The 12,098-nt window shown below is 71.9% G+C and carries 11 protein-coding genes; 10 read left to right on the top strand and 1 reads right to left on the bottom strand.

Annotation, left to right across the window (positions count from 1 at the left end; translation table 11 throughout):
• Positions 1-169 precede the first annotated feature (169 nt).
• The 10 genes from ACFWI9_RS29635 to ACFWI9_RS29590 are packed head-to-tail and all read left to right on the top strand — an operon-like array spanning position 170 to position 10,901.
• On the top strand, positions 170-1,405 hold the full coding sequence (locus ACFWI9_RS29635; protein ID WP_387166909.1) for a class I SAM-dependent methyltransferase: 1,236 nt from the start codon (positions 170-172) through the stop codon (positions 1,403-1,405).
• Positions 1,402-2,229, top strand: coding sequence for a glucose-1-phosphate cytidylyltransferase (locus tag ACFWI9_RS29630; protein WP_387166907.1), 828 nt, complete (start codon positions 1,402-1,404; stop codon positions 2,227-2,229). Before ACFWI9_RS29635 ends, ACFWI9_RS29630 begins: the two co-directional genes overlap by 4 nt.
• Positions 2,226-2,873, top strand: a complete 648-nt coding sequence (locus tag ACFWI9_RS29625) for a PIG-L deacetylase family protein (protein ID WP_387166904.1) — start codon at positions 2,226-2,228, stop codon at positions 2,871-2,873. Before ACFWI9_RS29630 ends, ACFWI9_RS29625 begins: the two co-directional genes overlap by 4 nt.
• 3 nt (positions 2,874-2,876) lie before the next feature.
• Positions 2,877-3,941 (top strand): NAD-dependent epimerase/dehydratase family protein, encoded by a 1,065-nt coding sequence (locus tag ACFWI9_RS29620; protein WP_387166901.1) that lies wholly within the window; start codon positions 2,877-2,879, stop codon positions 3,939-3,941.
• A complete protein-coding gene (locus tag ACFWI9_RS29615; protein ID WP_387166899.1) occupies positions 3,929-5,278 on the top strand; it encodes a DUF4910 domain-containing protein in 1,350 nt (449 codons plus the stop codon). Before ACFWI9_RS29620 ends, ACFWI9_RS29615 begins: the two co-directional genes overlap by 13 nt.
• 5 nt (positions 5,279-5,283) lie before the next feature.
• Entirely contained in the window at positions 5,284-6,807 is a 1,524-nt protein-coding gene (locus ACFWI9_RS29610) for a hypothetical protein (RefSeq protein WP_387166896.1), read from the top strand.
• On the top strand, positions 6,804-7,751 hold the full coding sequence (locus ACFWI9_RS29605) for a glycosyltransferase family 2 protein (RefSeq protein ID WP_387166893.1): 948 nt from the start codon (positions 6,804-6,806) through the stop codon (positions 7,749-7,751). The genes ACFWI9_RS29610 and ACFWI9_RS29605 overlap by 4 nt, the downstream gene beginning before the upstream one ends.
• Positions 7,748-9,019 carry a polysaccharide pyruvyl transferase family protein gene (locus ACFWI9_RS29600; protein WP_387166891.1) on the top strand — a complete coding sequence of 424 codons (1,272 nt, stop codon included), beginning with the start codon at positions 7,748-7,750 and terminating at the stop codon, positions 9,017-9,019. Before ACFWI9_RS29605 ends, ACFWI9_RS29600 begins: the two co-directional genes overlap by 4 nt.
• Positions 9,016-9,558, top strand: coding sequence for a dTDP-4-dehydrorhamnose 3,5-epimerase (gene rfbC / locus ACFWI9_RS29595; protein WP_387166888.1), 543 nt, complete (start codon positions 9,016-9,018; stop codon positions 9,556-9,558). Before ACFWI9_RS29600 ends, rfbC begins: the two co-directional genes overlap by 4 nt.
• A 17-nt stretch (positions 9,559-9,575) precedes the next feature.
• Positions 9,576-10,901: a glutamate-1-semialdehyde 2,1-aminomutase gene (locus ACFWI9_RS29590; RefSeq protein WP_387166885.1), complete on the top strand. Its 1,326-nt coding sequence runs from the start codon at positions 9,576-9,578 to the stop codon at positions 10,899-10,901.
• Between the two features lie 32 nt (positions 10,902-10,933).
• Here the strand turns inward: ACFWI9_RS29590 and ACFWI9_RS29585 are convergent, their stop codons facing one another.
• Positions 10,934-11,587 carry a phosphatase PAP2 family protein gene (locus ACFWI9_RS29585; protein ID WP_387166882.1) on the bottom strand — a complete coding sequence of 218 codons (654 nt, stop codon included), beginning with the start codon at positions 11,585-11,587 and terminating at the stop codon, positions 10,934-10,936.
• Positions 11,588-12,098 lie beyond the last annotated feature (511 nt).

Raw genomic sequence — 12,098 nt, 5'->3', positions numbered from 1 at the left:
CGCGCTCGCGCCAACCCCCCGCGCCGTGCGTCCGCCGGGCGGGGGGCGGGGGCACCCCCCCCGCGGCGGGGGCGGCGCCGGGGGGCGGGCACCCCCGCCCCCCGGTAGGGGAGAAGAACACTGGCTCGCGGTGGGGGGACCCGCGGCGCGAGCGGGATGGGGACAGTAGATGACACGATGCCGACTCTGCGGCTCGGCGGCGCTGGCGAGCGTCGTCGATCTCGGGGCGACCCCGCCGTGTGAGAGCTTTCTCGCCGCGGAACAACTGGACCTGCCGGAGCCGGCGTACCCGCTGCACCTGCGGGTCTGCACCGACTGCTGGCTCGCGCAGATCCCTCCGCTGATCACGCCGGAGGAGACGTTCAGCGAGTATGCGTACTTCTCCTCCTACTCGACCTCCTGGGTGGAGCACGCGCGCACCTTCGTCGCCGGCGCCGTACAGCGCTTGGGCCTCGGCAGCGACTCCTTCGTGGTCGAGGTCGCGAGCAACGACGGGTATCTGCTGAGGCACATGGTGGACCGCGGGATCCGCTGCCTCGGCATCGAGCCCTCCGTGAACGTCGGCGCTGCGGCACGTGACGCGGGTGTGCCCACGCTCACGGAGTTCCTGGACCCGGCCATCGGCGCGGACGTACGCGCCGAGCACGGTCCGGCGGACCTGGTCGTGGCCAACAACGTGTACGCGCACATCCCCGACGTGGTCGGGTTCACCCAGGGGCTGCGCGGCCTGGTCGCCGACAACGGCTGGGTCTCCATCGAGGTGCAGCACCTGCTGACCCTGATCGAGGAGAACCAGTACGACACGATCTACCACGAGCACTTCCAGTACTACACGGTCGCGTCCGCGACCCGGGCGCTGGCGAGCGGCGGACTCACGCTCGTGGACGTCGAGCTGCTGCCCACGCACGGCGGCTCCATCCGGCTGTGGGCCCGGCCGACCGAGACGGCCGGCGAGCCGACCCGCCGGGTGGCCGAGGTGCTGGACCGGGAGAAGGCAGCCGGTCTGCGAGAGCTGTCCGGGTACGCCCAGTTCTCCGCCCGGGTGGCCAAGGTGCGCCGGGACCTGCTGCGGTTCCTCATCGAGGCGGCCGAGCGCGGCGAGACGGTCGTCGGCTACGGCGCCCCGGGGAAGGGCAACACCCTGCTCAACCACTGTGGCATCCGGCCCGACCTGCTCCCGTACACGGTCGACCGCAACCCCTACAAGCACGGCAGGTTCACCCCGGGTACCCGCATCCCGGTCCTGCCGCCCGAGCGGATAGCCGCCGACAGACCGGACTACGTCCTCGTCCTCCCGTGGAACCTGCGGGACGAGCTGGTCGAGCAGCTCTCCTACGTGCACGCCTGGGGCGGCCGGCTGGTCTTTCCCATACCGGAACTGAGCATTGTCGAGGTCAAGGCATGAAGGTCGTACTGTTCTGCGGCGGTTACGGGATGCGGATGCGCAGCGGCGCCTCCGACGACGTGCCCAAGCCGATGGCGATGGTCGGCCCGCGCCCGCTGATCTGGCATGTCATGCGCTACTACGCGTACTTCGGGCACACGGAGTTCATCCTGTGTCTCGGGTACGGGGCCCACCACATCAAGGACTTCTTCCTCAACTACGAGGAGACCACGTCCAACGACTTCGTGCTGCGGGACGGGCGGACCGAGCTGCTGTCCACCGACATCTCCTCCTGGACGATCACGTTCGTGCAGACCGGCATCGAGTCCCCGATCGGGGAGCGGCTGCGCCGGGTGCGGCACCACCTGGACGGCGACGAGATGTTCCTCGCCAACTACGCCGACGTACTCACCGATGCCCCGCTGCCGGAGATGATCGACCGTTTCGCCCGGCGCGACGCCGGTGCGTCGATGATGGTGGTGCCGCCGCAGTCCTCGTTCCACTGCGTGGAGCTGGGTGAGGACGGCCTGGTGGGGGGTATCACCGCGGTGAGTGACATGCCGCTGTGGGAGAACGGCGGCTACTTCGTGCTCCGCCAGGAGGTCTTCGACCACATTCCGGAGAACGGGGACCTGGTCGCCGACGGATGCGCCCAACTGGCCAAGCGCGGACGGCTGGTGGCGCACCAGCACCGCGGCTTCTGGAAGCCGACGGACACCGTGAAGGAGCGGGCCGCGCTCGACGACGCCTATGCCCGGGGCGACCGTCCGTGGGCCGTGTGGGAACGGGACGGCGCGGCGGCGAACGCGACCGGCGGCAGGCACGGCTTCGGAGTGAGGGCGTGATCCGGCTCGGGGCCGGGCGCCTGGACCGGCTCGTCGCGGTGGGCGCGCACTGCGACGACATCGCCATCGGCGCTGGCGGCACGCTGCTGACGCTGTGCCTGGCGCGGCCGGGCGTACGCGTCGACGCGCTGGTGCTCTCCGGCGGTGGCGGCGAGCGGGAGCAGGAGGAGCGGGCCGCGCTCGCCGCCTTCTGCCCGGATGCCGACCTGCGGCTGACCGTGCTCAAGCTGCCGGACGGACGGCTGCCGGCGTACTGGGACGAGGCCAAGGCCGCGGTCGAGGAGCTGCGCGAGCGGACCGAGCCGGAGCTGGTGCTGGCTCCGCGTACCGATGACGCGCACCAGGACCACCGCGGTCTGGCGAAGCTGATGACCACCGCGTTCCGCGACCATCTCGTGCTCGGCTACGAGATCGTCAAGTGGGACGGCGATCTCGGCCGTCCGGTGGCGTACCAGCCGCTGTCGACGGAGATCGCCGAACGGAAGGTGCGGCTGCTGCAGGAGCACTACCCCTCGCAGCGGCACCGGCCCTGGTACGACCGGGAGGCCTTCCTCGGGCTGGCCCGGATCCGCGGCATCGAAAGCCACGCCCGCTACGCCGAGGCGTTCGCCGTCACCAAACTCACTCTCGACCTGGGGGAATGAACCTTGCGCGTACTGCTGACCGGACACCAGGGCTACCTGGGGACCGTGATGGCCCCCGTACTCGCCGCCGCCGGGCACGAGGTCGTCGGGCTTGACGCCGGACTGTTCGCCGACTGCGTGCTGGGCCCGCAGCCCTCGGACCCTCCCCCAGTCGGCGCCGGCGCGCCTGTGGGCGGTGCCCCCACGGGGCACCGGGTAGACCTGCGCGACGTCACGGCCGAACACGTGGCCGGGGTGGACGCCGTGATCCACCTGGCCGCGCTGTCCAACGACCCGCTGGGAGCGCTGGCGCCGGAGCTCACCTACGACATCAACCACCACGCGTCCGTGCGGCTGGCCCGGCTGGCCCGCGACGCGGGAGTGCGGCGCTTCCTGTACGCGTCGACCTGCTCGGTCTACGGCGCCGCCGGCGGTGACGACCTGGTGGCCGAGGACGCCCCGCTGCGCCCGGTGACGCCGTACGCGGAGTCCAAGGTGCGGGTGGAGGACGACCTGCACGCGCTGTCCGACAGCGACTTCAGCCCGGTGTTCATGCGCAACGCCACCGCCTTCGGCTACTCACCACGGCTGCGCGCCGACATCGTGCTGAACAACCTGGTGGGCCACGCGCTGCTGTCCGGGGAGGTGCTGGTGCTCTCCGACGGCACCCCCTGGCGCCCGCTGGTGCACGCCGCCGACATCGCGCGGGCCTTCACGGCCGCGCTGGCCGCGCCACGGGAAGCGGTGCACGACCGGGCGTTCAACATCGGCAGCGAGACCAACAACGTCACGGTCGCCGAGATCGCCGAGCAGGTCGCCGACGCGGTACCCGGCTCGAAGGTGGTGATCACCGGGGAGACCGGTGCCGACCCGCGGTCGTACCGGGTGGACTTCTCCCGCTTCCGCGCCGCGATACCCGGCTTCGACTGCGAATGGACGGTGAAGCGGGGCGCGCTCGAACTCGCCGACGCCTACCGGGAACACGGCCTGACCCGGGAGGACTTCGAGCAGCGCTTCACCCGGCTTGCCGTGCTGCGCGCGGCGTGCGACACCGGCGCCGTGGACGACACCCTGCGGTGGCGCCGGTGACCACGGTCGGCGAAGAGATGTATGCGCTGGTGGAGCGGTTGTACCCGCTGTGCCGGAGCATCACCGGCGACGGTGTGCGCGCCACCCTGGAGATCGTCGGCGAGTACCTCCCGCTGCGGGTGCACGAGGTGCCGACCGGGACTCAGGTGCTCGACTGGACGGTGCCGCAGGAGTGGAACATCCGGGACGCGTACATCGCCGACTCCGCCGGCAACCGGGTCGTGGACTTCGCCGCGTCCAGCCTGCACGTACTCGGCTACAGCGTGCCGGTGTCGGCGACGATGCCGCTGGCCGAGCTGCGCGGACATCTGCACACCCTGCCGGACCACCCGGCCTGGGTGCCGTACCGCACCAGCTACTACAAGCCGGAATGGGGGTTCTGCCTGGCCCAGGAGACCCTGGACGCGCTGCCGGACGGCGAGTACGAGGTGCGCATCGACTCCACACTCGCCGATGGTCACCTCACGTACGCCGAGCACGTCGTCCCCGGGCAGGTCGCCGACGAAGTGATCGTCTCCTGCCACGTCTGCCACCCGTCGCTGGCCAACGACAACCTGGCCGGCATCGCGGTGGCGACGTTCCTGGCCAGGGCGCTGGCGGAGCATACGCCGTGGTACACGTACCGGTTCCTGTTCGCGCCCGGCACCATCGGGGCGATCACCTGGCTGGCCCGCAACGCGGAGCGGGTGAATGGGGTATCTCCTGCTCCCGGAGCTCCTCCCGGCCGAACTCCGGAGGAGGCACCGGGAGCTCGGGGAAGGGTCAAGCACGGGCTGGTGCTGGCCTGCGCCGGCGATGCGGGCAGGTTGACGTACAAGCAGAGCAGGCGCGGCGACGCGGAGATCGACCGGGTGATGCGGCATGTGCTGCTCGCCTCCGAACGTCCCCACCATGTAGCCGAGTTCACTCCGTACGGCTACGACGAGCGGCAGTTCTGCTCGCCGGGGTTCGATCTCGGCGTGGGCTCGCTCAGCCGGACCCCGTACGCCGGCTACCCCGAGTACCACACCTCGGCGGACAACCTGGACTTCGTCTCCGCGGAGGCGATGGCGGACACTCTCGCCCTGTGCCGCGAGGCCTTTGCCGTCCTCGACCGCAACCGGCGGTATGTCAACCTCAGCCCCTACGGCGAACCGCAGTTGGGCCGACGTGGGTTGTACGACTCGCTCGGTGGCCGCAGCGACGCGAAGCAGGCCCAGATGGCCATGCTCTGGGTGCTCAGCCTCTCCGACGGCGAGCACAGTCTGCTGGACGTCGCCGAGCGGTCAGGGCTGCCGTTCGACACCGTCGCAGCCGCGGCAGGCGCCCTGCACGGCGCCGGGCTGATCAAGGCGTGACGCCGATGGCCACCGAGGGGGAGCAGGGGGCGGCGGCCGCTGCGGCCGCCGAGCAGACCGCGACGGAGTCGTCGGCCACGGCCGAGAAAACCGCGACGGCATCGTCGGCTACGGCCGAACCACCCGCCACGGCAACGGCAACGGCAACGGCAACGGCAACGGCCGGACCGTACGAAACCGCGCCGACGGCTGACGCCGAACAAGTCGCCGCGGAAACGGCGGCTCCGAACGGGCAGACCGCGACCGCGACGGCAGCCCCGACCGGAGACGCTCGGCGGGCCGGAAGGCGGGCCGTAGTCGGTCGGCTGTCCTGGGGACTGGCCGACCAGGCGGCCTCCAGCATGACCAACTTCGCGGTGGGGATCTACGTGGCACGCTCGCTCGGGCTGGCCGCGTTCGGCGTGTTCAGCCTGGCCTGGGTGACCTACGGCGTGGTGCTCAGTGTCTCCCGAGGGCTGGCCACCGACCCGCTCGTGGTGCGTTTCAGCGGCGTGCCGGACGCATCCTGGCGCGGGGCGGTGGCCCGGTCGTCGGGTACCGCGCTCGGCATCGGTGCCGCCGTCGGCGCGGTGTGCCTGGTCATCGGACCGGCTCTCGGCGGCAGTGTGGGGCCGGCGTTCGCCTGCCTCGGCGTCATACTGCCGGGGCTGCTGCTTCAGGACGCCTGGCGGTACTCGTTCTTCGCCGCCGGCACCGGGCGGAAGGCGTTCGTCAACGACGTCGTCTGGGGCCTCGCCCTCGTCCCGGCCATGGTGGTGGCGGCCCGTGTGGGCAGCGTGGCCGCCTTCGTGCTCGCCTGGGGCGTGTCCGCCGCGGTGGCCGCGGTGTACGGCTGTATCCAGTCCGGGGTCCTGCCCCACCTGGGCGGTGCGCGCGAGTGGGTTCGCGAGCACCGCGACCTCGGCTACCGGTACCTGGTCGAGAACACCTGCGTCAGCGGTGCGAGCCAGCTACGGGCGTACGGACTCGGCGCGATCGTCGGCGTGAGCGCGGTGGGTGTGGTCCGGGGCGCCGAGCTGCTGCTCGGCCCGTTCCTCGCCGTGCTGATGGGGCTTTCGCTGGTCACTGTCGCGGAGGCGGCCCGGATGCTGAGGCGGGCCCCGCACCGGCTTTCCGCGTTCTGCCTCGTGCTGGGCGGCGCGCAGGCCGCCGCCGCACTGTTCTGGGGCGCGGCGCTGCTGCTGGTGCCGGACCGGTTCGGCGAGCTCGTACTCGGCGGCGTCTGGCACTCCGCCTCGGAACTCATCGTGCCGGCCACGCTCGGCGTCGCAGGCGCCGGACTCGGTACCGGCGCGGCGGCCGGGCTGCGCGCGCTCGGCGCGGCCCGGCGCAGCCTGCGCTGCCAACTGCTCGCCTCCGCCTGCTATGTCGGCGGTGGGCTCGGCGGGGCGGCCGTGGCAGGCACGGTCGGCTCGGCCTGGGGCGTCGCCGCCGCGACCCTCTGCGGCTCGGCCGTGTGGTGGCTGCACCTGCGGTCCGCCGTGCGCGAGCACCAGCGCAATCCCATCCCCGAAGTGAGGACCTCATGACCGCCCAACCCAGGCTGAGCATCGGCCTGCCCGTGTACAACGGCGAGGAGTACCTCGCCGAGGCCCTCGACGCCCTGCTCGGCCAGACCTACGAGGACTTCGAGCTGGTCATCTCCGACAACGCCTCGACCGACGGGACCCGGGACATCTGCCGCGAGTATGCCGGGAAGGACTCGCGCATCCGGTACATCCGGCTGCCCCGGAACATCGGCGCCGCGCCGAACCACAACTACGTGTTCACCGAGTGCCGCGGCGAGCTTTTCAAGTGGGCCTCGCATGACGACCTGTACGCCCGGGACCTGCTGCGGCGCTGCGTTCAGGCGCTGGACGAGCGGCCGGACCTGGTCCTCGCACACTCCGGCCAGGCGGTCATCGACGGCAGCGGTCAGGTGAAGGTCCCCTACGACTACGGGCTCGCCACCGACTCGCCTCGCGCCCCGGAGCGCTTCCGCAGTCTGCTGTTCGAGCCCGGCGGCGACGACTTCTACGGGGTGATGCGGGCGGATGTGCTGCGCCGGGTGAAGCCGCACGACAGCTACCACCACGCGGACCGCACGTTCGTCGCCGAGATCACCCTGCACGGGCCCTTCCACCAGGTGCCGGAGCTGCTGTACTTCCGCCGCGACCACCCCACCCGCGCCGAGCGGGCGAACCCTTCCAAGCGCTCCAGGTGCGTCAACCTGGACCCGCGCCGGGCAGGACCGCTGCACCCGACGCCCCGGCTGCTCGCCGAGTACGTCTGGGGCTTCGTCGCGGCGATCCGGCGGGCGCCGCTGTCCCCGGCCGACCGGCGGGCGTGCTACCGCCACCTGGCCGCGTGGATGACCAGCCGGGTCCGGCCGGGCGCCGGCGAGCGGGTCGAGGACCGGGCACCGGTCGACCCGGCCCGGCTCGCCGTCTCCGTCGACGCTCTCGTCGCCGGCCGTGAGGGGAGGCAGGCTTGACCTCCGCGGACAGGGCCCCAGTTCGGGTCGGGGTGTTCGGCCTGCTCGGCTCCGGCAACCTCGGCAACGACGGGTCACTCGAGGCCGTGCTCGGGTACCTGCGCGCCGAGCACCCGGAGGCGGTCGTGGACGCGCTGTGCGGCGGACCCGAGGTCGTCGCGGCCCGGTACCGGATCCCCGCGACACGGCTGCACTGGTACCGCGGGGAGTACCGGACCGCGTCGCGTGCGGGCGCGATCGCGGCGAAGGGCCTGGGCAAACTCGTCGACGCCGTCCGCACCGCCGCCTGGGTGCGCCGGCACGACGTGGTGATCGTGCCGGGCATGGGCGTCCTGGAGGCCACGCTGCCGCTGCGGCCGTGGGGGTTCCCGTACTCGCTGTTCCTGCTCTGTGCGACCGGCCGGCTGCTGCGCACCCGGGTCGCGCTGGTCAGCGTCGGCGCCGCCGCGATCCGCGACCGGCCGACCCGGGCTCTGGTGCGCTGGTCGGCGCGGCTGGCCGCGTACCGTTCGTACCGGGACGCCCAATCCCGCGACGCGATGCGGGAGATGGGAGTGGACACCGCGCGCGACGAGGTCTACCCGGACCTCGCCTTCGCCCTGCCGACGCTGCCGACGAGCGCGTCGCCCTCGGCCCTTCCCGGCCCGGTCTGCGTCGGCGTCATGGACTTCCACGGCGGTAACGACGACCGCGCCAGGGCGGAGGAGATCCACCGGCGCTACCTCGACGGGACGACCCGCTTCGTCCGCGCGCTGGTCGAGGACGGCAGGCCGGTCCGGCTGCTCACCGGCGACGAGTGCGACGCACCGGTGGTCGCCGCGATCCTCGACGCGGTGGACTCGCCACTGGCCACCGCGACCGAGGCGGCGTCGCTGGCCGATCTGACGCAGGAGATGGCGGCGGCCGACAGCGTGGTGGCGACCCGGTACCACAATCTGATCTGCGCGCTGAAGACCGGCACGCCGACACTCGCGCTCAGCTATGCGGCGAAGAGCGACGCGCTCATGGCTCGGATGGGTCTTGCCGCGTACTGCCATCCGGCTCGCGAGGTCGACGCCGACCGGCTGCTCGAACAGTTCCGGGCGCTGGAGCGGAGATCGGCAGAACTGCGGCGGACCCTCGCCGAGCGGAATCTGGTAGCGGCCCGGCAACTGGAGCACCAGTTCGCCGCCTTGACCGCATCCTTGTTCCCGGCGACCGGTCACGACCACGCACACACCCGAGCCCAAGTCCAAGCCGATGCGGATGCCTTGCGGGAGACTCCTTGAAAGCGATCGAAGTCCCGGCGATCGCCGGCGCATACCTGTTCGAACCGACGCCGTACGCCGACGAGCGCGGCTTCTTCTGCCGCACCTTCGACGCCGACGTGGTCCGCTCGGTGGGCCTCGACCCGGAAGCCTTCGTCCAGGACAGCCTGTCCCGCTCGGCCCGGGGGGTGCTGCGCGGCCTGCACCTGCGCTCCGGCGCCGGTGAGGCCAAGCTGGTCCGCTGCTCGTACGGGAGGATCTTCGACGTCGTCGTGGACCTGCGGACGGACTCGCCGACCTACCGAAACGTGGGCTTCTTCGAGCTGTCGGGCGAGACGCAGGTGACCCTTTACATCCCGGCGGGGTGCGCGCACGGCTTCCAGACGCTGACCGAAACCGCCGACACCTCGTACCGGATCGACCGCCCGCACGATCCGGCCGAGGACGTGACGATCGCCTTCGACGATCCGGAGCTCGCGATTCCCTGGCCGCTGCCGGTCACATCGATGTCCCAGCGGGACCGGGAGGCACCGAGCCTCGCCGAGGCCCTGAAGCGATAAGGAAAGGTGAAGTCAGCGTGGACACCGAAGAGTTCCTCCTGCCCCGGTCGCGGATGGCGAACGAGCGGCTGCACGCGATGGTCCCCGGGGGCGCGCACACCTACGCCAAGGGCGACGACCAGTACCCCGAGAACCTGGCCCCGGTCATCAGCCACGGCCGCGGTGCCCATGTGTGGGACATAGACGGCAACCGCTACATCGAGTACGGCTCCGGCCTGCGGTCGGTCAGCCTCGGCCATGCCCACCCACGCGTGATCGAGGCGGTGCGGCGGGAACTCGACCGGGGCAGCAACTTCGTCCGGCCGTCCATCGTGGAGGTCGAGGCAGCGGAGCGCTTCCTGGCCACGGTGCCGACCGCCGAGATGGTGAAGTTCGCGAAGAACGGCTCCGACGCCACCACCGCCGCGGTGCGCCTCGCCCGCGCCGCCACCGGGCGTCCGCGGGTGGCCATCTGCGCCGACCATCCGTTCTTCTCCGTGGACGACTGGTTCATCGGCACCACGCCGATGTCCGCCGGTGTTCCGGCGGCCACGGAGGCGCTCACCGTGGCCTTCCCCTACGGGGACCTGGCCGCCACGGAGGAGCTGCTCACCCGGTACCAGGACGAGGTCGCCTGCCTGATCCTCGAACCCGCCACCCACACCGAGCCGCCGCCCGGTTACCTCGCCGGCCTGCGCGAGCTGGCCGACCGGCACGGCTGCGTACTGATCTTCGATGAGATGATCACCGGCTTCCGCTGGTCCGAGGCGGGCGCCCAGGGTCTGTTCGGTGTCGTCCCCGACCTCTCCACGTTCGGCAAGGCGCTGGGCAACGGATTCGCCGTCTCCGCGCTGGCCGGGCGCCGCGAGCTGATGGAGCGGGGCGGGCTGCGCCACTCCGGTGACCGGGTGTTCCTGCTGTCCACCACGCACGGTGCGGAGACGCACTCCCTGGCAGCCGCGATGGCCGTGCTCACCACCTACGTCGAAGAGGGTGTCACCGCGCGGCTGCACGCTCTCGGCGAGCGGTTGGCCGCCGGTGTCCGCGACGCAGCGGCGGGCATGGGCGTCGGCGATCACATCGTCGTCCGGGGCCGGGCCAGCAACCTGGTCTTCGCCACCCTCGACGAGAACCGGCAGCCGTCGCAGCGGTACCGCACCCTCTTCCTGCGCCGGCTGCTCGCGGGCGGAGTGCTGGCTCCGTCGTTCGTGGTGAGCAGCGCGCTCAGCGAGGCCGACATCGATCACACCGTCGATGTGGTGGCCCAGGCATGTGCGGTGTACCGGAAGGCACTGGACGCCGCTGATCCCACCCCCTGGACGGCCGGACGACCGGTGAAGCCCGTATTCCGCCGCCTGGCGTGAAGTGGGGTGTCGGGAAACAGGATGACGTGACGTCAGCGAAGCTCGCGCGGACCGGCGTCAGCCACGCGGTCGACCAGCCACGCGGTCGCCGGTATCACCGCCAGGGCGGTGCACCAGCCGCCGAGGACGTCGGTCGGGTAGTGCGCGCCCAGGGCGACCTGCGCCCAGCCCATGGCGGCGCCGGCGACCAGCGCCGCGGCGAGTACGAGGGTCGTGCCGGCCGTCCTGCCGAGGCCGAGCCGGCCGGTCGCGAGCAGCGCCCCCACGAGGGCGAGCGCGGTGACGAAGGCGGTGTGCCCGCTCGGGTAGGACAGGTGCCCGTCGTGGATGGTGCGTCCCACCAGGGGTTTGAGCAGCGTCGTTGTCCCCACGGTCAGCCCGGCACCGGCAACGACGAGCACCGCCGCGCGAGGACGCCGAAGCAGGAGGCAGCCCGCCACGGCGGCCACGACCAGCGTCGCCGCTCCCCCGGGCTCCCCCAGGAAGTCCGTGGCCAGGGCGACGTACCGCCACGACGGCCCCACACCGCCCACCGCCGCCAGGATCCGCGCGTCCACCTTGCCGGGCTCGCTGTCCCCGGCATAGAGGATCCCGAGCACAACGACCGCCAGTGCGGCGAGGACCGCGATCAGGCCGAGCCACCCGCGCAACAACGGGGGCAGCGCGGGTACCGGTCGGCCGGTCACACGCCCACCGCGCCCGGTCGGGCCGCGCTCTTCATCCGACCGGTGGGCAGCCATGAACCAACGTGCCCGCCGGCTTCTGCTGCTGACCCCAATGCCCCACCAACAAGCCCCCGTCGTATCTGACTTGGCCCGCACGGACAGCCTCTGCCCGCCACCCTAACCAACAACGCGGTCGCCGCACACCGCCGTCGGAAAGTCAGCCCTGCGATCTGCCGGTGCACGTTGCGGGCACCGCTCGGCGCTGCCGATCGGTCGAAGAAGCCGCTGAGTCAGGAACCCGGCCCACCACCGACCCGCAGTCGCGCGACACACCCAAAGCCACAAACCCAAGCCACAGCTTGGGTTTGGCTAGGAGTGCATAGGATTGACTGGGGCTGGCGCCACTCGCGATGATCAACACAGGACCCAGGGCGGCTATCTGTCCGTGCGGTTGTGCCCGGGGGCGGCGCCCCGGCCGCGCCCCCGCCGGGGGCCCCCACGCCCTGTGTGGTGAGCGCCCCCGGCGGGTCTC

The sequence above is a fragment of the Streptomyces sp. NPDC127084 genome (genome assembly GCF_042724175.1).
GTDB lineage: Bacteria > Actinomycetota > Actinomycetes > Streptomycetales > Streptomycetaceae > Streptomyces.
This window is presented reverse-complemented; position numbering and strand designations above follow the sequence as displayed.

Bases quoted from the DNA above. Each gene is read 5' to 3' on its own strand.
- ACFWI9_RS29630 (WP_387166907.1), top strand. From the start codon at position 1,402: ATGAAGGTCGTACTGTTCTGCGGCGGTTACGGGATGCGGATGCGCAGC.
- ACFWI9_RS29610 (WP_387166896.1), top strand. From the start codon at position 5,284: ATGGCCACCGAGGGGGAGCAGGGGGCGGCGGCCGCTGCGGCCGCCGAG.
- ACFWI9_RS29605 (WP_387166893.1), top strand. From the start codon at position 6,804: ATGACCGCCCAACCCAGGCTGAGCATCGGCCTGCCCGTGTACAACGGC.
- ACFWI9_RS29635 (WP_387166909.1), top strand. From the start codon at position 170: ATGACACGATGCCGACTCTGCGGCTCGGCGGCGCTGGCGAGCGTCGTC.